At 31.8% G+C, this 20,551-nt stretch carries 22 protein-coding genes and 1 tRNA gene; 9 read left to right on the top strand and 14 right to left on the bottom strand.

What is annotated here, in order from left to right; all coding sequences use genetic code 11:
• The first annotated feature begins 33 nt into the window (after positions 1 to 33).
• Both J3U20_RS09950 and J3U20_RS09945 read left to right on the top strand, forming a co-directional pair.
• On the top strand, positions 34 to 2,508 hold the full coding sequence (locus J3U20_RS09950; RefSeq protein ID WP_160543353.1) for a M1 family metallopeptidase: 2,475 nt from the start codon (positions 34 to 36) through the stop codon (positions 2,506 to 2,508).
• Positions 2,509 to 2,599: 91 nt separating this feature from the next.
• Positions 2,600 to 3,091: a dihydrofolate reductase gene (locus tag J3U20_RS09945; RefSeq protein WP_160543352.1), complete on the top strand. Its 492-nt coding sequence runs from the start codon at positions 2,600 to 2,602 to the stop codon at positions 3,089 to 3,091.
• Between the two features lies 1 nt (position 3,092).
• Here J3U20_RS09945 and J3U20_RS09940 read toward each other — a convergent pair whose 3' ends face one another.
• The 10 genes from J3U20_RS09940 to pdxS form a co-directional block, all read right to left on the bottom strand.
• Positions 3,093 to 3,689 (bottom strand): hypothetical protein, encoded by a 597-nt coding sequence (locus J3U20_RS09940; RefSeq protein WP_160543351.1) that lies wholly within the window; start codon positions 3,687 to 3,689, stop codon positions 3,093 to 3,095.
• Positions 3,690 to 3,751: 62 nt separating this feature from the next.
• Positions 3,752 to 4,054, bottom strand: a complete 303-nt coding sequence (locus tag J3U20_RS09935; protein WP_160543350.1) for a CD225/dispanin family protein — start codon at positions 4,052 to 4,054, stop codon at positions 3,752 to 3,754.
• Positions 4,055 to 4,149: 95 nt separating this feature from the next.
• Positions 4,150 to 5,121, bottom strand: coding sequence for a Gfo/Idh/MocA family protein (locus J3U20_RS09930; protein ID WP_160543349.1), 972 nt, complete (start codon positions 5,119 to 5,121; stop codon positions 4,150 to 4,152).
• Positions 5,122 to 5,676: 555 nt separating this feature from the next.
• Positions 5,677 to 6,435 carry a carboxymuconolactone decarboxylase family protein gene (locus J3U20_RS09925; RefSeq protein WP_160543348.1) on the bottom strand — a complete coding sequence of 253 codons (759 nt, stop codon included), beginning with the start codon at positions 6,433 to 6,435 and terminating at the stop codon, positions 5,677 to 5,679.
• 35 nt (positions 6,436 to 6,470) lie between these two features.
• Positions 6,471 to 7,328, bottom strand: a complete 858-nt coding sequence (locus J3U20_RS09920; protein ID WP_160543347.1) for an aldo/keto reductase — start codon at positions 7,326 to 7,328, stop codon at positions 6,471 to 6,473.
• A 37-nt stretch (positions 7,329 to 7,365) separates the two neighbouring features.
• Positions 7,366 to 7,803 carry a cupin domain-containing protein gene (locus J3U20_RS09915; protein ID WP_160543346.1) on the bottom strand — a complete coding sequence of 146 codons (438 nt, stop codon included), beginning with the start codon at positions 7,801 to 7,803 and terminating at the stop codon, positions 7,366 to 7,368.
• A gap of 283 nt (positions 7,804 to 8,086) precedes the next feature.
• A complete protein-coding gene (locus J3U20_RS09910; RefSeq protein ID WP_160543345.1) occupies positions 8,087 to 8,821 on the bottom strand; it encodes an SDR family oxidoreductase in 735 nt (244 codons plus the stop codon).
• 112 nt (positions 8,822 to 8,933) lie between these two features.
• A complete protein-coding gene (locus tag J3U20_RS09905) occupies positions 8,934 to 9,755 on the bottom strand; it encodes a helix-turn-helix domain-containing protein (protein WP_160543344.1) in 822 nt (273 codons plus the stop codon).
• A gap of 116 nt (positions 9,756 to 9,871) precedes the next feature.
• Positions 9,872 to 10,441 carry a pyridoxal 5'-phosphate synthase glutaminase subunit PdxT gene (gene pdxT / locus J3U20_RS09900; protein WP_160543343.1) on the bottom strand — a complete coding sequence of 190 codons (570 nt, stop codon included), beginning with the start codon at positions 10,439 to 10,441 and terminating at the stop codon, positions 9,872 to 9,874.
• Positions 10,442 to 10,529: 88 nt separating this feature from the next.
• Complete coding sequence (gene pdxS / locus J3U20_RS09895; RefSeq protein WP_160543342.1) at positions 10,530 to 11,405, bottom strand: pyridoxal 5'-phosphate synthase lyase subunit PdxS; 876 nt, start codon at positions 11,403 to 11,405, stop codon at positions 10,530 to 10,532.
• Positions 11,406 to 11,669: 264 nt separating this feature from the next.
• On the opposite strand from pdxS, the gene J3U20_RS09890 reads away from it, so the two are divergent.
• From J3U20_RS09890 to J3U20_RS09875, 4 genes are all read left to right on the top strand, one after another.
• Positions 11,670 to 12,383: a TIGR00730 family Rossman fold protein gene (locus J3U20_RS09890; RefSeq protein ID WP_160543341.1), complete on the top strand. Its 714-nt coding sequence runs from the start codon at positions 11,670 to 11,672 to the stop codon at positions 12,381 to 12,383.
• 62 nt (positions 12,384 to 12,445) lie between these two features.
• Positions 12,446 to 12,919: a DUF6702 family protein gene (locus J3U20_RS09885; protein WP_146105600.1), complete on the top strand. Its 474-nt coding sequence runs from the start codon at positions 12,446 to 12,448 to the stop codon at positions 12,917 to 12,919.
• Between the two features lie 58 nt (positions 12,920 to 12,977).
• Positions 12,978 to 13,454, top strand: a complete 477-nt coding sequence (locus tag J3U20_RS09880) for a lipocalin family protein (protein ID WP_160543340.1) — start codon at positions 12,978 to 12,980, stop codon at positions 13,452 to 13,454.
• 30 nt (positions 13,455 to 13,484) lie between these two features.
• Entirely contained in the window at positions 13,485 to 14,162 is a 678-nt protein-coding gene (locus tag J3U20_RS09875; protein ID WP_105297898.1) for an OmpA family protein, read from the top strand.
• Between the two features lie 66 nt (positions 14,163 to 14,228).
• Here J3U20_RS09875 and J3U20_RS09870 read toward each other — a convergent pair whose 3' ends face one another.
• The 3 genes from J3U20_RS09870 to J3U20_RS09860 form a co-directional block, all read right to left on the bottom strand.
• A complete protein-coding gene (locus J3U20_RS09870) occupies positions 14,229 to 14,576 on the bottom strand; it encodes a hypothetical protein (protein WP_160543339.1) in 348 nt (115 codons plus the stop codon).
• A gap of 158 nt (positions 14,577 to 14,734) precedes the next feature.
• A tRNA-Leu gene (locus tag J3U20_RS09865) sits at positions 14,735 to 14,817 on the bottom strand.
• A 124-nt stretch (positions 14,818 to 14,941) separates the two neighbouring features.
• Entirely contained in the window at positions 14,942 to 15,781 is an 840-nt protein-coding gene (locus J3U20_RS09860) for a helix-turn-helix domain-containing protein (protein WP_160543338.1), read from the bottom strand.
• A gap of 150 nt (positions 15,782 to 15,931) precedes the next feature.
• On the opposite strand from J3U20_RS09860, the gene J3U20_RS09855 reads away from it, so the two are divergent.
• From J3U20_RS09855 to J3U20_RS09845, 3 genes are all read left to right on the top strand, one after another.
• Complete coding sequence (locus tag J3U20_RS09855) at positions 15,932 to 17,068, top strand: acyltransferase family protein (RefSeq protein ID WP_160543337.1); 1,137 nt, start codon at positions 15,932 to 15,934, stop codon at positions 17,066 to 17,068.
• 125 nt (positions 17,069 to 17,193) lie between these two features.
• The gene (locus J3U20_RS09850; RefSeq protein ID WP_160549998.1) at positions 17,194 to 18,036 is read left to right on the top strand and encodes an AraC family transcriptional regulator; all 843 of its coding nucleotides are present in this window, start codon (positions 17,194 to 17,196) and stop codon (positions 18,034 to 18,036) included.
• 178 nt (positions 18,037 to 18,214) lie between these two features.
• Positions 18,215 to 19,123 carry a nuclear transport factor 2 family protein gene (locus J3U20_RS09845; RefSeq protein ID WP_185150281.1) on the top strand — a complete coding sequence of 303 codons (909 nt, stop codon included), beginning with the start codon at positions 18,215 to 18,217 and terminating at the stop codon, positions 19,121 to 19,123.
• 121 nt (positions 19,124 to 19,244) lie between these two features.
• Here the strand turns inward: J3U20_RS09845 and J3U20_RS09840 are convergent.
• The coding region (locus J3U20_RS09840) for a T9SS type A sorting domain-containing protein (protein ID WP_267435373.1) at positions 19,245 to 20,551 on the bottom strand (1,307 nt) is incomplete at its 5' end.

Genomic DNA, 20,551 nt, shown 5'->3' with positions numbered 1-20,551 from the left:
TTCTTAATATATAATTAATTTAAATAAATTTTAATGAAAAAAGGTATTATTATTCTGATTTCCATTCTAACCATTGGTTATACTAGAGCTCAGGATTATTCAACGTATCATCCTTCTGCTACTATGGTTAATGATTTAGTTCATACGAAGCTTAAAGTAGGTTTTGACATTCCCAACGAAAAGCTATTCGGTGAAGCCTGGATAACTTTAAAACCTCACTTCTACCCTACCGACTCTTTGACTTTAGATGCAAAAGGTATGGAAATTTCCTCGCTAACTTTAAATGGAACTAAAGCATTAAAGTATACGTATACTAACGATCAGTTAAAAATAAAATTAGACAAAAGTTACACTAAAAACGAAAATTACACGGTTTACATTAAATACGTAGCCATTCCCGGTTCTATTAAACAAAAAGGAAGTGAAGCAATTCAAGATGCCAGAGGTCTGTATTTTATTAATCCGCGAGGAGAAAACAAAGACAAGCCCACACAAATTTGGACACAAGGTGAAACTGAATCCAACAGTTGTTGGTTTCCAACTATAGATAAACCCAATCAGAAAACTTCAGAAGAAATATATATTACGGTTCCTGATAAATACGTGACTTTATCCAATGGAACTTTAAAAAATCAAACCAAAAATAATGACGGTACTCGTACCGATTATTGGAAATTTGATAAAAAACATGCCCCTTATTTATTTTTTATGGGTATTGGAGAATTTTCTATTGTTAAAGACAAATGGAAAAATATACCGGTAGACTATTATGTAGATAAGGAATATGAGCCCTATGCAAAGCAAATTTTTGGAGATACTCCTTCGATGCTTGAATATTTTTCAACCCTGTTACAATATCCATATCCGTGGGAAAAATACAGTCAAATGGTGGCAAGAGATTATATAAGCGGTGCCATGGAAAATACCACTTGTACGCTTCATGAGGAAAGTGCCTTACAAAAACCCGGACAGCTTGTAGATAAAAACATCTGGGAACCTGTTATCGCCCACGAATTATTTCATCATTGGTTTGGAGATTTGGCTACTACAGAAAGTTGGTCTAACCTTCCGGTAAATGAATCCTTTGCGAATTATTCGGAATATTTATGGCTGGAACATAAATACGGAAAAGATTATGCGGAAGAACACAGGGATAATGAAAGAGACGGATATATGTATGGTGGTGAAAATTTTGACAAGGATTTAATTCGCTTTAAATATAAAGATCGAGAAGATATGATGGATGCCGTAAGTTATAACAAAGGAGGATTAATTTTACATATGCTGAGAAATTATTTGGGCGATGATGCATTTTTTGCCGGTATGAGCTTATATCTTAAAACCAATGAATACAAGGCAACCGAGGCCCACCAACTCCGTTTGGCATGGGAAGAAGTTAGCGGAAAAGATCTCAACTGGTTTTTCAACCAATGGTTTTTTGGCAATGGACATCCTAAGTTAAAAGCAGCCTATGCGTACAATGAAGCTAAAAAAACCGTAACTGTAACTTTAACTCAAAGTCAAGAACCGAAATTTCAGTTTCCTTTGGATATTGATGTTTATGAAAACGGAAAACCTACCAGGCATCATGTTTGGGCTAAAGCTGCCGAAACTAATTCTTTTGAGCTTCCTTATAAATCTAAACCTCAATTGATAAATATAAATCCTGATAAAATTCTACTCTGCGAGTTAAATGACGATAAAACTACTGAACAATATATAGTTCAATATAAATATGCTCCTGAATACAGTTCAAGAAAAGAAGCTGTAAGTAAATTAGCGGATGCTCAAACTTCAAATGCTGAAGCGTTGGAAACATTATTGAAAGCGGCTTCTTCTGATAAATTTGAAGGATTGCGAACATTTGCCATTTCAAAATTGGATGAAACTAATCCAACGGTTAAGCAAAAGTCGGCATCAGTACTGGAAAAAATTGCAACTTCAGACGCAAAGACATTAGTTCAGGCTAAAGCTATTAAACAGTTAGCATCAATTGATGCTTCAAAATATAAGGACTTATTTATAAAATCTTTTAATAGTCCCTCTTATGGTGTGAAAGCGGCCTCCATACTTGGAGTTTTAAAAGTGGATAAAAACGCGGCATCTGAGTTGGTTTCCAAAATAGATGACAAAAACCCAGGTAGTGATTTATCCCTAGCTATTGCCAAAACAGCAATTGTAACAAAAGATAATTCTAAATTATCCGTTATTTCAAAAAATTTCCTGAATCTTTTACTTTCGGCTGAGTCTCAAGATGAAGCAGACACTTATTTTGAAGGTCTGCAAACTATTATGATGGGAGATTATCCTAATGAAACACAAACTGTTGTTGATTCTATTTTAAAAATTTACCCGCAAGCTAAAAAATACAGCTTTGGTGAAGTGATGCTTCAAATTATGCAAGGTTCTTTACAAATGAAACAACAGGCTTCGAATGCATCACCTCTTAATAAAAGTCTTAAAGATCAAGTAAACTATATTACCAACGGATTGAATAAAATGAAATAAACAACCATTTTAAAGTTGCATGAAAAAAGAGTAAAGATTTCACCTTTACTCTTTTTTTTATATATTTAAATTTCATTTAACATCCATTTACATGACAATTATTGCAGCTCTAGATGAAAATAACGCGATAGGAAATAACAATCAATTACTTTGGCATCTTCCCTTGGATTTAAAAAGATTTAAATCACTCACACAAAATCATGTGATCCTTATGGGTAGGAAGACTTTTGAATCGTTAGGACGGCCTCTTCCCAATCGTCAAAATATGGTAATATCTTCTAAAGCAGATTACCAGGTTCCGGACAACGTATATTTGTTTTCTTCTTTACCTGAAGCCATTGAAGCTGCACTTAGTAAAGATTCCAATCCGTATATTATTGGAGGTGGAACGATCTATTCACAAGCTTTAAAATATGCCGATACGTTAGAACTTACGTTAGTACATACACAAATAGATAAGGCCGATACTTATTTTCCTGAAATCGACTTTTCAGAATGGAATAAAACTTTTGATGAATTTCATCCAAAAGATGATAAACACCTGTATGATTTCCGCTTTGTAACTTACCAAAGGAAAATATAAGTTATTTACTTTTAGTAACTATCCAACCTTTATCTTTTTTATAATTTAAATTAAACGTTTTTACTATAAAATCGGTATGAGGATTTTTATCATATCCCAATATGGAAAAGTCATTTGCTACCTTTTTAAGGGTAATTATAGCTTTAGCTGTTTTTTTACCGGTCAATTCAATTCGAGCTTGTTCTTTGTCTCCTAATTGATATTCCAAAGACTTTACTTCAACTGTTTCTTTTTTTTGTTTTAGCACAAAAGGACGAGCTTTTTCGGTAAGCTTCACTTCATAGGTAAAGACACTGTCTTTACTGAGGAATTTCTTTTTTTGTTTAACCAAACTCAGGTTTACATATCCTTTTTCTTCTAACTCTTTATAGGCCTTGAGGTCGTTTTTATCTTTTTTAAGACTAAATTTTACTTCCCCTATGTTTATCTCCACTGTTTCATAAATGGGATTGGATTTTAAATAGGCTTCAATTGAATTTAAAGCGACATCTTCTGATAAGCTTGCTTTATCTCCACAAGCTGTAAAACTCAAACTTATTATAAAAAGGAAAGCAGCTTTCCATAATAAATTTTTTAAATTAATATACGTGGTATTCATACTGATTTTAACAATAAAATGAATAATCAATCAAAAATCATGCATTTCACAGTTAGCTTATGTCATTGTTGGAATTTTTGTCCAAAGATATTATAAATAGCCCCCGATAAGATACCGAGCCAAAAGACTATACCTGCAATAATTGTCCAAATACAAAGAATGCGTGTAATGATGGATGATCGTCTTGCTTTATCATACATTTTTTGTTCCCAATATTGATTAACCCGCAAAGAATAAAATAAGGCAAATATACCTACGGGAGCAAAACAAGCTACAGTACAAATAATAGCAAATGCCAGATAGTTATCCGGAGCATCCTCTTTTAAAACTTCATCCTCTTCTTGGTCTATGGTTTCATTACTCATAACCTATTAATTTTGGCATATAGAATAATCGTGTAAAAAAAATTTAATTCTGCTTTTTCCATGCCCAAAATTTTTCATTCAAATTAATTCTAATTCTATTTTTTACCTTCTATTTGTCTCATCACTTCCAAAGCTACTCGTAAAGCCTCTCTACCTTGCATTAAAGTTACCTTGATCGGCTGTTTATTTTCAATGGAATCGGCTAAAGATTCTAATTCATCCAAAATAGAATTATTGCTTTCAATTTCAGGATATTGAAATATAATTTGTTTTTTTTCGCCTTCAGCATTTTCAATAATCATATCAAAAGGTTGTATTTTTTCCGGTATTTCCTTGATTCTTATAATTTCGGATTTTTTCTCTAAAAAATCTATTGAAATGTAGGCATCTTTCTGGAAAAACCTACTTTTCCTCATATTTTTCATGGAAATTCTGCTGGTTGTAACATTGGCTACACATCCATTTTCAAATTCAATCCGAGCATTGGCAATATCCGGTGTATTGCTGACAACGGCTACTCCACTGGCATGAATCTCTTTTACTTTTGATTCAACTATGGATAAAACAATATCTAAGTCATGGATCATTAAGTCTAATACTACCGGAACATCTGTACCCCTCGGATTGAACTCTGCCAAGCGATGTATCTCCAAAAACATGGGATTTACTATATAGGGTTTAGCCGCTGTGAAAGCAGGATTAAAACGTTCCACGTGTCCAACTTGCCCCTGCACGTTATGTTCTTGGGCTAACCGAATTATTTCATCTGCTTCTTGTAATGTACCCGCGATAGGCTTTTCAATAAAAAAATGCTTACCTGCTTGTATGGCTTTTTTAGCATATTCAAAATGTGCAAAAGTGGGCGTTACTATATCCAATAAATCAATCTGATGTAATAATTCATCAAAATTTGTAAAAAATTTATATCCAAATTCTTTCTCTAATTTTTTCCCGTTTTCTTCATCACTATCGTAAAAACCAATTAGATTATATTTTTCAGATTGTTGTAATAATTTTAAATGTATTTTTCCTAAATGTCCGGCTCCGACTAAACCTGCTTTTAGCATAATATCTTAGTATTAAATTATCTATTTCTTTTTTCCAACATTATTTACGGATAACTTATTAAATCAATTCATCAGATGATAGGTAAGAATCCGTTATATTAATTTACAATAGTAAAAATTGAAACATCGTTGTTGTTTAATTTCAACAATCTATTTTTTTATAGTTTCCTATTGGAAAATCAAATGATGGAACAACTACAATTATTTATAAGCTTTTAGTTAAAAAAACTTAGCTGTACTTGTATTCTTTATCATATTTACTTAACAAATGTAGTATATTTTAATGATAGAATCGACCATTATTTGTAAATCAAAGACTAATTATCTAAAAAAATCGGAAATAATTTTTTATGAAAAAACAGGTGAGAAAACAGGCGATTATATTAATAGATTCATCATGCAACTTAATTTATCTTTATTGAACATTATTCGGCATTTTAACTATTAATTACTATTGATTGACTATAACCTTTCTAAGATGTAAGCAAAAATGCCGGAATTTCAATTTTATTTAATCGTTTTTAATAAGCTTTTAAAGATCTTTAAAAAAAGATATTATTGCCATTTCTCAGGCAAATCCCTGATGATTTTCAATGCATTAATTGCAAGCGGAAATCCAATATAAGGCAATGTCTGAATGATAGCTGCTACAATCAGTTCTTTATTATTGCCTTGTTTAAGATTTGCAAAGTAATGAGAAGTAAGTTGATCTTCCGCTCCCAGTGAAACTAACACGCAATAACTTAATAACTCACGTATGGCAAGGTCAAGTCCTTTTCTTGTATAAAAATCTCCAAAATAAACTTCAGTAAGAAATTTGGCAACCTCTTCACCCATACCATCCGGCAAAGCAGACATTAACTCTTTCATATGATTTCCATATAGAGAAATCTGAATTTTTTGTCCTTCTTCGAATCTGGTTTCCTCTTGTACGGCACTTTGTTTTTCTAAAGGGAGAGAGATATTATTTTCGGTAAAAGCTTCATTCATACTAGCAATAGCATTTAGAGTTTTTGGAAAACCAATAATCGGAGCACATTGATAAATAGCTTCTCTTAATTCTATCGGAGTTACCTGAACGTTCAATGCGGCATGTACATGAGATTTTAATTGAGGCAATTGCTGCAACGATGCAAGAACTACACAAGTTATCAATTCTCGGGTTTTTATACTTAATTTTCCAACCGTAAAAACTTGACCAAAAATGAATTTTTGAAGAATTTCCATCATTTCGGGATCATTGCCTTCGCCATTTAAGGCATTTCCTTTAAACAGCTTTTTAAAGTTATCTTTACAAATCTCTGTTCTATTCATATGATTGATTTTTACTTATCAATTGCCTTAACATCTTAGGATAGATGATGTTTCATTTTAAAATCTAAAATAAATCGTACGGTTTCATGGTCGTTATGTGAAAAGAACAAGGATTTTTCTTGATCTAACGATTCTAACGAATGGATATCTTCCTCTGAAAGTTTAAAATCAAAAACATTAAAATTTTCAATCATGCGTTCTTTATGTGTAGACTTTGGAATTACAATTACCTGTTGCTGTATTAAAAATCTGAGTGCAATTTGTGCGGGTGTTTTATTGTATTTTTTACTGATTGAAACTAAAGTTTCATTCGTAAAGAAATTATTTTTTCCTTCTGCGAACGGACCCCAGGATTCAATTTGAGTGCCGTATTCTTTCATTACTTCTTTAGCTATTTTCTGTTGATTGAAAATATGGGTTTCAACCTGATTTACTGCCGGTTTTATTTCTACATGTTCGCAAAGGTCTACCAATCTATCCGGATAAAAATTACTCACCCCGATAGCTTTTGCTTTTCCTGATTTGTACATTTCTTCCAGGGCTCGATACGTTCCGTAATAGTCTCCAAAAGGTTGATGTATTAACAAAAGGTCCACGTATTCGGTTTGCAATTTTTTCAATGATTCTTCAAATGATTTTTTAGCTCTTTCATATCCTGCATTTGAAACCCAAATTTTTGTGGTTATGAAAAATTTAGAGCGATCTATATTACTGGATTTTACCGCCTTACCCACTTCTTCTTCATTATAATAGGCTTGTGCAGTATCTATGGAGCGATACCCCACCTCTATGGCTTCTGAAACCACTCGTTCGCAATCTTGAGGGGGTATTTGATAAACTCCAAACCCTAAGATTGGCATATCATTTCCGTTGTTTAATTTAATATAATCCATTTGAATATGATTTTTTATTTATATATAAAGTTGTTATTTATTTCAGATTAATTGCTTGTTCTGAGGCCGTATGATATTCTTCGTCTGATACCGGCTCCAACCAAGTATTTTTATTGGTTTGAGGATTACAGGTAATAGCTAAATGAGAAAACCAATCATCAGGTGCTGCACCGTGCCAATGCTTAACATTAGAGTCTATTTCAATAACATCTCCCGGTTTCATTCGTATGGCTTTTTTGCCTTCTTCCTGATATAATCCAACACCACCTACAGCAATTAGTATTTGGCCTCCGGAATGCGTATGCCAATTGTTTCTACAACCGGGTTCAAATGTAACGTTGAATAAGGGAACATTTAATTCCTTATGGTTGGTAAGAGGTTGCAGCCATGATTTTCCGGAAAAATATTGTTGAAATTCTTTATTTTCATTTCCAATTGGAAATTCACTGATTTTAGGTATTTCTGAATTATTCATTTGTTAACTAGTTATTTTGTTTAAATATTAATTTATTGGCTTATTCGCTGAAAATCAAACATGCTCGTACTTCATACACCGTGTAGAAATTAGTAGGTATTAATTTGGATAATGAACTACTATAATTCTTTTATATAGAACTAATTATCCGACAAATGATTAACTAAAAAATAATTTTTATTTAAATTTTATAAAATTTGCAATAAACTAGAATCTTTTGTCGGATAAATAGTTTAAAAAATTAAATTTTTATATTTTCTCTGAAATTTTTTATTACAATAAATTAGAGAGATTGCTTAGTAGGACGAACTATAACTTCACTTACAGATACATGTTGTGGAGTGTTTATCGCATAAACTACTGCTTCTGCTATATCTTCCGGATTCAAACCATAACCCTCTGTATCCTGCATTTTACGTTGATCTTCTAATAATTTTTCATCTTTCATTGTTTTGTACAGATCTGTACGAACAGCACCCGGAGAAACCATGGAAGATTTTATGTTATTTTCTCTCTGCTCTTGACGTAGCCCTTCCATTACAGCACGGATGGCTGATTTAGTAGCACAATATACTACAGACCCCGGATATACATAATGTCCTGCAACGGAATCGGTAGTGATGATATGACCGGATTTTTGTTTTACAAAATGAGGAAGAACCGCGGCTATTCCATGTAAAACGCCCAATACATTTACATGAAGCATATCATGCCAATCTTGAAGTTTACAATCTATAAGATAGGATGAAGGCATGGTTCCGGCATTATTGTAGATAACATCTATTTTTCCAAACTTGCTTATAGCTAAATCTACTACCGCTTTCACTTCTTCGAATTTGGCAACATCGGCTACTTTATACTCAATTTGAGCATTTGGAAGAGAATCTTTAATTGCTTTTAATTTTTCTTCTCTTCTGGCAGAAATAACCAATTTAGCTCCCCTTTCGGCAATTTTCCTTACGGTAGCTTCACCAATTCCACTGGAAGCCCCCATCACAACTATTACTTTTTCTTTCATAACTTTTTAAATTAAGATTTTTTAAGTTTATAGTCATTTATAAACAAAGTTAATGCCAGTTCAATATTGGGCTTTTGTCGGGAAGATCAATTTTTTTTGTTCTGAGGAACGGTCACAGTTCTTCCGAAGGAGAAAATCCGTATAATTTTTTAAAAGCTGTATAAAAATGAGATATGTTTTTAAAACCTACTTCCCAACAAACATCTTTTACTTTCCACTTTTTTCTGTCTTTCAGCATTTCAAAGGCAACTTCGAGTCGTTTACGTATTAACCATTTTTGGGGAGGTATATCGCTGATTTTTGCAAAGTCTCGTTTGAAAGTTGCTAAACTTCTTCCGGTATAAGCAGCTATTTCATTCATGGAAAGGTCATACATATAATTTTCATTGAGAAAATCAAGAATGTCGATTTTCCAAGGTTCTGTAAAATCGAAAAGTATCGAATAAAAATTCTTATTGATGTTTAACAATGCTAGTACGGCTTCTTGTTCTTTTAATTTAATGATTTCATCAGAAGGTTGTAGCGTTGTGTCGAAATAGGGATTTAAGGATTGAAAAAGACTTACAATTTCAGGACGTAAAGGTAAAGTAAAAACATTTTCTTTGGGAAGTCTAACCTCTTCAGGTTTCTCTTTACTTACCTTTGTATAATAAAAATCTCTTAAAAATGAACGTTTCAACGTCATGGTTATTCCTTTATATTGCTGATCGCCGGAATAAAATTTAGTCATTTTTATATTATGATTTCTCCGTACAAATGCACAAGTTCCTGCTTTTAATACTTTTTCTTTTTTTCCTTTTTCTTCAATGATTAATTTCCCTGAATATATATAGATCAAACAGTGGTCTTGAGCGGAATGTACACAACTGGTATTGTTATTGGCATAATAGGTTAGAAAAATTCCTGAATAATTTATCGTTTTCGAAGTGTCCATAGTTGGATATTCATTTTAAGACAGACAAGATAAGAATTTTCTTATGTATTAGTTATTAGTTATCTTAATTTAATTCTTAGGATTATTGATCAATCTTTAGCCATAAGATTTATTTATCATTTCTTGTTACATAATTCTTCTATAAAATAGTGATGAACTTTAACAGAATCCGTTAATTCCGGATGAAAAGATGTAACTAGCATGTTTTTTTCTTGAGCTGCAACTATGTGACCGTTCACACGGGATAAAATTTTAACATTTTCTACTACTTCTGTTATATAGGGAGCTCGTATAAATGTCATGGGAATAGAGCCGATTCCTTCAAAATTTTCTTCAATTGAAAAGCTGCCTAACTGCCGACCATATGCATTTCTTTTTGCGGTAATATCCATAACTCCCAGATGTACCGTACCTTCTTCTACCCGTTTAGCCATTAAAATTAATCCGGCACACGTCCCGAATACCGGTAATCCTGTTTGTATTTTGTTTCTGATTATCTCGAGTAAGTCTAAATCTCGCAAAAGTTTACCTATGGCGGTACTCTCCCCTCCCGGAATGATTAATCCATCCATAGATTGATCCATGTCTTTTTTTTGTCTTATTTCAAAGGTTTCTACCTTCAATTCTTGTAGTTTTCGAATATGCTCTATAAATGCTCCTTGTACTGCTAATACCCCTATTTTCATATTACTCTATATTTAGAATTAAAAAAGTCATTTGGAGAGTTTACACTCTCCAAATGACCTTATATTCGTTTGTTTTTTTATAAAAAAATTATTTTCCTCTTTCTGCCATTAGTAATTCAATTTCGGCTTCATTTATTCCAACCATCGCTTCTCCTAAGTCTTCAGATACTTCCAATAAAATAGTAGGATCGTTAAAATTAGTAACTGCTTTAACAATGGCCTGAGCTCTCTTTATCGGATCACCGGATTTGAAAATACCTGACCCTACAAAAACTCCTTCTGCTCCCAATTGCATCATTAATGCCGCATCGGCAGGAGTTGCCACACCTCCGGCCGCAAAATTAACTACCGGTAATTTTCCGTTTTCGTGTACATATTTTACTAATTCATAAGGTACTCGAAGCTCCTTTGCCTCGTTGAAAAGCTCATCTTCCTGCATACCTTGTATCTTACGTATGGCTTCATTCATTGCGCGTAAATGTCTTACGGCTTGAACTACATCACCGGTTCCCGGTTCACCTTTGGAGCGAATCATGGATGCCCCTTCTTGGATTCTTCGCAGGGCTTCACCTAAATTCTTAGCCCCGCATACAAAAGGAACTTTAAATTTGGTTTTATTTACATGATAGGTATCATCGGCGGGTGTTAAAACTTCGCTTTCATCAATATAATCGATTTCTAAGGCTTCCAGTATTTGTGCTTCTACAAAATGTCCGATTCTGATTTTAGCCATAACCGGTATACTTACTGCCGATTGTATTCCTTTAATCATTTTGGGATCACTCATCCGCGAAACACCTCCTACAGCGCGTATATCAGCTGGAATCCTCTCCAAGGCCATTACTGCAACAGCTCCTGCTGCTTCAGCTATTTCTGCTTGTTCCGGAGTGGAAACATCCATAATGACTCCTCCTTTCAACATTTGCGCTAAATTTTTATTTAATTCGTATCTGTTGTTTTCCATACTCAAATTTTATCTTAATTATACGTACAAAAATAGCATAATATACGGTTACATACCCTAAGTTTCCTTTTTTATTTTCAACCCTTTTTTTTCAAGAAATTGATATATTATTTTCTTATTTTAAAAAATCTCAAATATTTTGCTAAAAAAAATGATACTTCCTCGTGAAAATAGTAAAATTTTAATAAAATGATTAACAATTTTATGACGCAGAAATCGTAATAAACAGTAATTTTGCTGTACATGTAATTTAAATATTAAAAAATGCATAATTCAGAAAATAAAGAGTTTATAGCTCAGAATTTTAATCAAAAAAATTGGAATGAAATAAAAACGCGGGACAGTTGGATGCTTTTTAAACTTATGGCTGAGTTTACCAACGGTTTTGAAACAATGACTAAAATAGGCCCTTGTGTATCCATATTCGGTTCTGCTCGAACTAATCCTGAAAATAAATATTACCAATTAACGGAAGAAATTTCTTATAAGCTTACTAAAATAGGTTTTGGTATTATTACGGGAGGAGGACCCGGAATTATGGAAGCGGGAAATAAAGGAGCACAGGCTGCGGGAGGAAAATCAATTGGTTTAAATATAGAATTACCTTTTGAAACAGGAAGTAATCCGTATGTTGATCATAAATTAAGTATGAATTTCAATTATTTTTTTGTCAGGAAAGTTATGTTTCTAAAATATTCGCAAGGTTTTATTGTTATGCCCGGCGGTTTGGGTACCATGGATGAGCTGTTTGAAGCGTTAACTTTAATTCAAACAAAAAAAACTAGTAAGTTCCCGATTGTATTGGTGGGTACGGACTATTGGACCGGATTATTGGAATGGATGCGAAAGTCTATGCTTGAAGATAATTATATTAAGGAAATTGATTTTAGTTTGTTCCGACTTGTTGATACTGCTGATGAAGCTGTAGGACACATCCATGCTTTTTACAATAAATACAGTATTAAACAAAATTTTTAAAACTATTTGGCATTAAATTTGTTTGCAGTTGCAGAATGAGTGATAATATAATTCAACCTATAATGAAAAAGTTTATTCTTTTTTTTGTTTTATCTTTTATATGTTTAGGTTTCTATAATTTTTATTCTTCGGATTTTTTTACTTCGATAACTAAAGTGGAATATGTTTCCAGCAGCAAAACATTAAAAGTTTCTTCAAAAGTTAACCTTGAACATATTGAACAAACCATTGGTAAAAAAGTAAATTCCAACGATTTTGATATTGCACTTAATAAATATCTTCAAAATAACGTTAAAATAAGTATAGATGATACTCCCGTAAATTTTACTTTTTCTTCTAAAAATCCGGATGGAAATGTAGTTTGGATTTATTATGAGGTTTCGGGTATCAATTCGGTTTCATCAATCACTATAAAGAATTCTTTGTTATTGGATAAATTTCCTGATCAGCAGAATTTTATAAATTTTATCGTTAATGGACAAAAGAAATCTTTAGTGTGTAAAAAAGGTTCTGAAAGCGGAAAGCTAACGTTTTAATCGTTTGATTTAACTACGTTTTTTAAATGATAATTATAAATTAAAATAAATTTCTTTTATGAAAAAATTAATGATTTTAGGAATTTTGAGCATGTTTATTTTTTATTCTTGCTCTTCTTCAAATTCTGTTGCTCTGGACAGATCTTCTCAAAGAGATGTAAGAGGTACATGGAATCTTGACCGCGTTTCATATTCTGAAAACATGGTAAAAGTTAAAGCTTTTGATGAATATGATGCTCAGTGTTTAAAAAACAGTGTATGGTATTTTATAGCTAATAATAACAGAGGTAATTTTACGTTGCAGGGAGGCAATACTTGCCCGGCTTTAACTCAAAACTTTACTTGGTATATCGACAAACAAAATATGCTTGTATTAAAATTGCTTAATGAAGGTGATAAAGCAAGAAAAGTAACTACAGGAACTACGTATTTATATGAAATTCTTTCTGAAAATGAATTTAAATTAAGTCAGGTTATCAGCGGTGTTACTATTACTTATCATTTCAGTAAATTATCATCCGTTAAATTAAAATAATAACTTGAAATACACTATATAATTATAATTATGAAATCAATATTTACAAGATTAACTTTAATCTTATTATCTGTTAGCATTCTAATGTCTTGTAACACCAACGACACCCAAAAAGGTGCCGGTTTAGGAGCTGTTGCAGGAGGTGTTTTAGGTGCTGTAATTGGAAATAATGTAGGAAATAAAAACAATGCTGCTTTAGGAGCCGTTATCGGTGCTGCCGTAGGTGGAACCACCGGAGGTTTAATTGGACACAAAATGGATCAACAAGCACGTCAAATACAAGAAAGTGTACCGGGTGCTTCCGTTGAACGTGTAGGGGAAGGAATTAAAGTTGTACTTAATGAAAATGCTATTCGTTTTGATTTTGATAAAGCTACTTTAACTCCAACTGCTCAACAAAATTTAGATAAAATAGTATCTGTTTTTAAACAATACCCGGATACTAATATTGGTATTTTCGGATATACTGACGCAAAAGGTGCAGATCAATATAATTTAAATTTATCTGAAAACAGAGCAAAAAGTGTTGCTAATTATTTATCCAGTAACGGTATCAGCTCCAGCCGATTTACTATTAAAGGTTTTGGTAAAGCGGATCCAATTGGAGATAACAGCACTGAAGCCGGTAGAGCTTTAAATAGAAGAGTTGAATTTTCTATTACAGCAAACGAAAAAATGATTCGTGATGCAAAAGCTGAATCCAACTAATTAATATATTTTATACTTTATATAATTTTGAATAGAAAGACAGACGAAAGTTTGTCTTTTTTTATTTTAAATATCCAGTAATTGTTCATCCATGAAATATTGGATGATCGCTTTTTTCATAAGCAAAGTTTGCTCATTGGGCTTTAAATCGGGCAGCTTTTCAATTAATTTATAATGCGGCCAGTTGTCTTTATCATATCCATCGAGTTTATAATATCCGAAAGGTTCCAATAACCTGCATACGGCTATATGTATCAGGTTCATTTTTTCGTCTTTTTTGTACTTTTTATATCCTAATCCTAATTCTTGCAAACCAATTAAAAATATCATCGTATTTAAATCGGGAATATCCTCATGTGCAAACTTCTCTTTGAAAAATTGTTCAATTTTACTCCAAAGTTGGGCCTCGTTCATTTTCAAGTCAAATTTTTATTCACGTAAATTTATAATAAAATTTAATATTTGTTTACAATTGTTGTAACTATGCTATGGATGGGGATTTTAAAAATAGAGTTATTAAGCTATTTGTTGTAAAAAGGAGGTAAAATTTATTTTATTACTTAGAAGAAAAGTACTCACGACCGGATTCGAACCGGCACATCCTATGGACACCACCCCCTCAAGATGGCGTGTCTACCAATTCCACCACGTGAGTTTAAAAGTTGTTTATTTTTAGCTTTGCAAATATACTAATATTAGTATTTCACCTCTAAGGTAATTTTAAATTTTTCCACATTTAGATAAGCAATTTTTTTTTAGTCTAATTTTTCGATAGTTACTTATCTTCCCGTTTGAAAAAATCTTTTTCGATATTCATTGGGTGTGCAATTTTTAATTTTCTTAAAAATTCTATTGTAATAAGGCACATCCTTGAAACCTGAATAATAACATACTTCTGCAATGGTCATATTGGTTTTTTGAATCATTTGACAGGAAGATTCTACCCTAAATTCATTTAAGTAAGTCATCAAAGATTTACCCATCATCTTTTTAAAGAAAATACAAAATGACGATTTATTCATATTCACTAATTGGGACATTTCCTCTAAAGTAATGGTATTTTGATAATTGTTCATTATATAGAGTTGTATTTTTTGCAACCGGAGGATTTGTTTATCTTCCTCTATTCGGTTACCTGCTAATATTCTATGATCGGAATTACCTAGTAGTGTTAATATTTGAATGAAAGATGAAATCCTTTCAATCTCCGATTGATCAATCATCTGTTTCAAAATTTTTTGAAGTTTCGCCAGATGAGCTCCTATAAATGATATTGCTTGTTTATAATTTTGTATTTTTTGGATGTATGGGTGCAATTCGTTAAAAGTTAATTTACAATTATCAAGAAATCGATCAGAAAATGTAAGGGTAATGTTCTCTATCTTACCTTCTGCATCATAATCGGATTCTTCAAAAAGCCAACAATGAGGGATATGAGGGGGGATAAGAACGATTTCGTTGCATTGAAAGGGTTCGAGCCGATCCCCCATTTTTCTGGTTCCACTGCCGGTTATTATGTAGGATAATTCCCATGTTTTTTGTTCATGGAAAGTTACCTGTTCATTCCAATATATTTTTACATGATCAAATCGAAAAGATTGATTTTCAAATGTTGGCAAGTGAATGTATTTGATGTTTTTATACACTTACTAATATTACGCATTATTTGTATACAAATATAAGACAATAATAATAGAATATATTTCAATAGTTCAACTAATCATTAGTTTACTTTTGTTATTCAAATAAGAAATCAATATCTTCCAATGATGAAAAATATAACGGATTTAAAAGCTTCCAAGCCACATTATGTAATTCTTGACGGTTTACGAGGAGTTGCTGCTATTATGGTGGTTTTATTCCATGTTCTTGAAATTTATACGGGCGGTGATCACAGCTTACAAATTATAAATCATGGATACTTGGCTGTAGATTTTTTCTTTATGTTATCCGGATTTGTCTTGGGATATGCATACGATGATCGGTGGGGAAGCATGACTTTAAAAGATTTTTTTAAACGCCGTATCATTCGACTTCATCCTATGATTATTGCCGGGATGCTTTTAGGGGCTTTATTATATTATTTCCAGGATGCTCCTTCATTGGGATGGAAAGCTACTTCTGATGTTTCTCTTTTGAAATTAGTTCTATTGATGATTATCGGCATGTTTTTAATTCCTGTCGGAAAAGGCTTAGACATTCGCGGTTGGAATGAAATGTATCCTCTGAACGGTCCTGCCTGGTCTCTATTTCTTGAATATATAGCCAATATCATTTATGCCCTTATTTTACGAAGAATCAGCAAATTAATGCTTTTTATTTTGGTACTTGTTGCTGCCGGAGTTACGATTCAATATGCGTTTACAAATCCTATAGGTGACATCATCGGGGGATGGTCTATTGATGACCCTATTCAGTTAAGAATCGGTTTTACCCGTTTAGCTTTTCCTTTTTTAGCCGGATTATTGTTAGCCAGGATTGGAAAACTTCGTTTTATTAATCATGCTTTTTTGATAACTTCTCTTTTGTTGATCATACTTCTATCCGTACCTCATTTAGGAGGTGAAAATAACTTATGGAATCGCTGGTATGAATGCATATGTTTAATGATTTTCTTTCCTTTGATTATATGGTTGGGCGCAGGAGGAAAAATAAAAAATCCGAGAGCCATGACAGTATGTAAATTTCTGGGAGACATCTCCTACCCTATTTATATTACCCATTTTCCATTTATTAATATTTATATGGCTTATATTGCCAATCATCAACTTTCCTTGGAGCAATCATGGCAATATGGATTGCTGGTGGTTTTAATTTCCATCATTGTTGCTTATTTGTCCATGAAATTTTATGATATGCCGATTCGAGAATGGCTACGTAAACGATTTTTAAATTATAAAAAATAATCAATTAGTATTTCGAAACATAGATATTTTTTATGCAAAAGCATAAACAGTATCATAAAAATGTGTATAAAATAATGCGTTGTTTATATGACTTTGATTTTTTTATCTTTGTATAAAATTTTCTTTTGATATCTTATACCTTTAATGAACTTTTACCTTTTGGTTTTGAAATAAAAAATCTGACTCAGATGAATCAAAGGGCATGTTCTATAACCAGTAAGCCGCATAGAACAAATTTTTATCAAATTATACGGATTACAAGCGGTAAAACAATTCAAAAAGTAGATTTTAGTCCGATTGAAGTCAAGGAAGGACAAATTTTATTTATCGGTAAAGATCAAGTTTTATCTTTTGATGTGGAATCTACCTATACGGGTGAAATTATTTTGTTTACCGATGATTTTTATATTCGCAATGAATACGAAAGACGTTTGATTAAACAATCAGAGCTTTTCAACCCTTTTACCAAAAATATTCCCATTGCAACGCATGAATATTTAGATTCAATTTGGGAATTGATGAAAAAAATCTATTCTCCTGAAGAAGATTCTTATATTCCCGATATTTTACATCATTTACTGAGTAGTTTTCTTATTTATTCAAAAAAAATTACTAGTCATTCGTTAAATATTCTTTCTTCTTCGTGTTATTCTGTTACTTTAGAGTTTTCACTCGCAGTAGAAAAAAATTACAAGATCCTGCGAAAAGTAAACGATTATATCTCCAGTTTGGGTATATCGCCCAAAGTTTTATCAAAAGCTCTTAAAAACATTGTCGGTAAAAGTCCCAAAGAATATATTGATGAACGAATTTTATTAGAAGCAAAAAGACTTTTGGTTTACAGTGAACTCAATATAAAGGAAATTTCATTTGAACTGGGATTTGACGAACCCACCAATTTCAGCAAATTTTTTAGAAAGTGGGTAGGTATTAGCCCTATCGATTTTAAAAAGCAACACCTGTCCTAAATTTATCAGCTTTGGCATACTTTTTATCATTACACTCATAAAATCCACACTTACCTTTACACGAATAAAATTCTTACAACAGTTGAAAAACACTGAATACGCCTGTTTTTATAAACATAATAAATTAAAAATACCTATAAGTGAATTGATGAATAATAAATAATAAATTTTTAATAATATGAAAAAAATAAGTTATCTAGCAGCGGTAGTCGGAATAGCTTTGTTGGCAGTTTCTTGTAACCAAACTAAAAAAGAACCTGTTGAAGCTACGGATCAAACGAACACTGAAAAGGTGGAAGATTCTACCGCGGAAAACGAAGAACCCTCTAATAAAGAAAAAGTTAGGGAGTTACTTTCTTCATTTAGTACAGGAAATGAAGCACCGTTAAAATACATTAACCCAAATAAGTATATTCAACACAATTTGGAAGCGGCTGACGGTGTTGAAGGGTTTAAGACCCTTGTGAAAAGTTTATCAGCCTCTAAACCGAGTGTTAACATTGTACGTATGTTGAGTGACGGGGATTATGTTGTTGCCCAAACGGAATATGGGTATAAAACTCCAACCGTTGGATTTGATATTTTCCGTTTTGAAAACGGATTAATTGTAGAACATTGGGACAATTTACAAGCTGAAAAACCGAAAAATCCAAGCGGACATACATTGATAGATGGTGATACTACTATCAAAGAAACCGATGAGGCCGGATTGAAAGCAAACAAAGCAGTAGCCGAAGGTTTTGTAACGGATGTATTGATGGGTAAAAATCCTTCCAACTTGGAAAATTATTTTAACGGAAATAATTACATTCAACACCACCCACTCATTGGTGACGGGTTAGACGGATTAAAAGCCGGCTTAGAGAAATTGAATAAAATGGGACTTACTTTCAAATATACTCAAATTCATAAAATTCTAGGAGAAGGAAATTTTGTATTAGTAGTTTCTGAAGGCGTTATGGCCAATAAACCCACTTCATTCTATGATTTATTCAGAATTGAAAATGGCAAAATTGCTGAACATTGGGATATTGTGGAAACCATACCTGCAAATGCTGAACATAAAAATAAAAACGGTAAATTCTAAATTTATTCATTGAGTAAAAAGGATTTTAAACAGTAGTATAAGTTATCTATTATATAGTTTTAAATAATATTTCAAAATATAAAAACCTGCACTTGATGCAGGTTTTTTTACATTTTTTAAATTATTTTTTTATGATTTTCTTAGTTACTATACCTTGATCGGTTGTAAGTGTTACTATGTATATTCCCGGAGCCAGGTCTTGCACATTTATTTCGTTGTTTTTAAGAGATGGAAAAGTTTTTACTAATTTTCCGGAATAATTATATACATCAACCGATAAAGTTTTAAAAGGTGAAGTGATATTTACAATATCAGTAACCGGATTAGGATATAGTTTAATTGACTCTACCCAATTCACAGAAGGATTTTCTGATTTAATTTCTTCAATAGCAAACGCATTCGTATTATTTTCAACAAATCTTGCTGAATTGGCTATGGTTACTTCGTACTTTAAAGTTAAATTGGTAATTAAATCATTTTTCATTTCACAAATTAATGTTTTTCCTGCATTTTTTCGACTTGCGTAAAACTTACCTCTACTTCCATTCACTTTTACCTCTTTTTGGGTGGCTTTATCATACCAAACATAGGTTGTTTTCTTTCCTCGGAAATTATATTCAGAAGAAAGATCCAATATGTCTAAGTAACCCTTTGTACCTCCTTGTAGAGTTGATTGAGGAGTAAATCCGATAAATTCTATTTTAGCGAAATCACCTTTAAGAGTTGAAATTTTAAATTGATTATTATTTGCAATTAATACAAATAATTTATTAGCCGTTAAGTCTAATGAGCCTAATTGATTATAGTTACAAGTGAGTATACTTAATTTACTATTTTTAGATGTATTTAAAGAAGTAAGCTTATTTAAACTGCAATCTAATTCTTTTAGCTCTGTACTATTTGATACATCTAAATTAGTTAGTTTATTTTCAGAACAATTTAAATTTTTTAAATTAATAGCATTGGAAACATTTAAAGTTATTAGTTCATTTTTATAACAGAATAAATATTCAAGTTTATTATTCGATACATCTAAAGTATTTAATTTATTTTTAGAACAATTTAATTCTTTTAATTTAAAATTATTTGATAAATCCAATGATGTTAATTGATTATTATCACAGTATAATTCTTCTAATTCCACATTTTGTGATAAATCTAAAGTGATAAGTTGATTATTAGAACCACACAAATTTACTAATTCCACATTTTTTGATACATCTAAAGTGGTAAATTGATTATATGAACAATTCAAACTTACTAAATTCACATTTTGTGATAAGTCCAATTTATTTAGTGAATTCTGGCTACAATCTAAAAATTTTAAATTAATATACTTAGATACATCTAAAGTGGTAAATTGATTATATGAACAATTCAAACTTACTAAATTCACATTTTGTGATAAGTCCAATTTATTTAGTGAAT

The sequence above is a fragment of the Apibacter sp. B3919 genome, assembly GCF_026537405.1.
GTDB lineage: Bacteria > Bacteroidota > Bacteroidia > Flavobacteriales > Weeksellaceae > Apibacter.
This window is presented reverse-complemented; position numbering and strand designations above follow the sequence as displayed.

Bases quoted from the DNA above. Each gene is read 5' to 3' on its own strand.
- J3U20_RS09950 (WP_160543353.1), top strand. From the start codon at position 34: ATGAAAAAAGGTATTATTATTCTGATTTCCATTCTAACCATTGGTTAT.
- J3U20_RS09945 (WP_160543352.1), top strand. From the start codon at position 2,600: ATGACAATTATTGCAGCTCTAGATGAAAATAACGCGATAGGAAATAAC.
- J3U20_RS09940 (WP_160543351.1), bottom strand. From the start codon at position 3,689: ATGAATACCACGTATATTAATTTAAAAAATTTATTATGGAAAGCTGCT.
- J3U20_RS09935 (WP_160543350.1), bottom strand. From the start codon at position 4,054: ATGAGTAATGAAACCATAGACCAAGAAGAGGATGAAGTTTTAAAAGAG.
- J3U20_RS09930 (WP_160543349.1), bottom strand. From the start codon at position 5,121: ATGCTAAAAGCAGGTTTAGTCGGAGCCGGACATTTAGGAAAAATACAT.
- J3U20_RS09925 (WP_160543348.1), bottom strand. From the start codon at position 6,435: ATGAATAGAACAGAGATTTGTAAAGATAACTTTAAAAAGCTGTTTAAA.
- J3U20_RS09920 (WP_160543347.1), bottom strand. From the start codon at position 7,328: ATGGATTATATTAAATTAAACAACGGAAATGATATGCCAATCTTAGGG.
- J3U20_RS09915 (WP_160543346.1), bottom strand. From the start codon at position 7,803: ATGAATAATTCAGAAATACCTAAAATCAGTGAATTTCCAATTGGAAAT.
- J3U20_RS09910 (WP_160543345.1), bottom strand. From the start codon at position 8,821: ATGAAAGAAAAAGTAATAGTTGTGATGGGGGCTTCCAGTGGAATTGGT.
- J3U20_RS09905 (WP_160543344.1), bottom strand. From the start codon at position 9,755: ATGGACACTTCGAAAACGATAAATTATTCAGGAATTTTTCTAACCTAT.
- pdxT (WP_160543343.1), bottom strand. From the start codon at position 10,441: ATGAAAATAGGGGTATTAGCAGTACAAGGAGCATTTATAGAGCATATT.
- pdxS (WP_160543342.1), bottom strand. From the start codon at position 11,405: ATGGAAAACAACAGATACGAATTAAATAAAAATTTAGCGCAAATGTTG.
- J3U20_RS09890 (WP_160543341.1), top strand. From the start codon at position 11,670: ATGCATAATTCAGAAAATAAAGAGTTTATAGCTCAGAATTTTAATCAA.
- J3U20_RS09885 (WP_146105600.1), top strand. From the start codon at position 12,446: ATGAAAAAGTTTATTCTTTTTTTTGTTTTATCTTTTATATGTTTAGGT.
- J3U20_RS09880 (WP_160543340.1), top strand. From the start codon at position 12,978: ATGAAAAAATTAATGATTTTAGGAATTTTGAGCATGTTTATTTTTTAT.
- J3U20_RS09875 (WP_105297898.1), top strand. From the start codon at position 13,485: ATGAAATCAATATTTACAAGATTAACTTTAATCTTATTATCTGTTAGC.
- J3U20_RS09870 (WP_160543339.1), bottom strand. From the start codon at position 14,576: ATGAACGAGGCCCAACTTTGGAGTAAAATTGAACAATTTTTCAAAGAG.
- J3U20_RS09855 (WP_160543337.1), top strand. From the start codon at position 15,932: ATGAAAAATATAACGGATTTAAAAGCTTCCAAGCCACATTATGTAATT.
- J3U20_RS09845 (WP_185150281.1), top strand. From the start codon at position 18,215: ATGAAAAAAATAAGTTATCTAGCAGCGGTAGTCGGAATAGCTTTGTTG.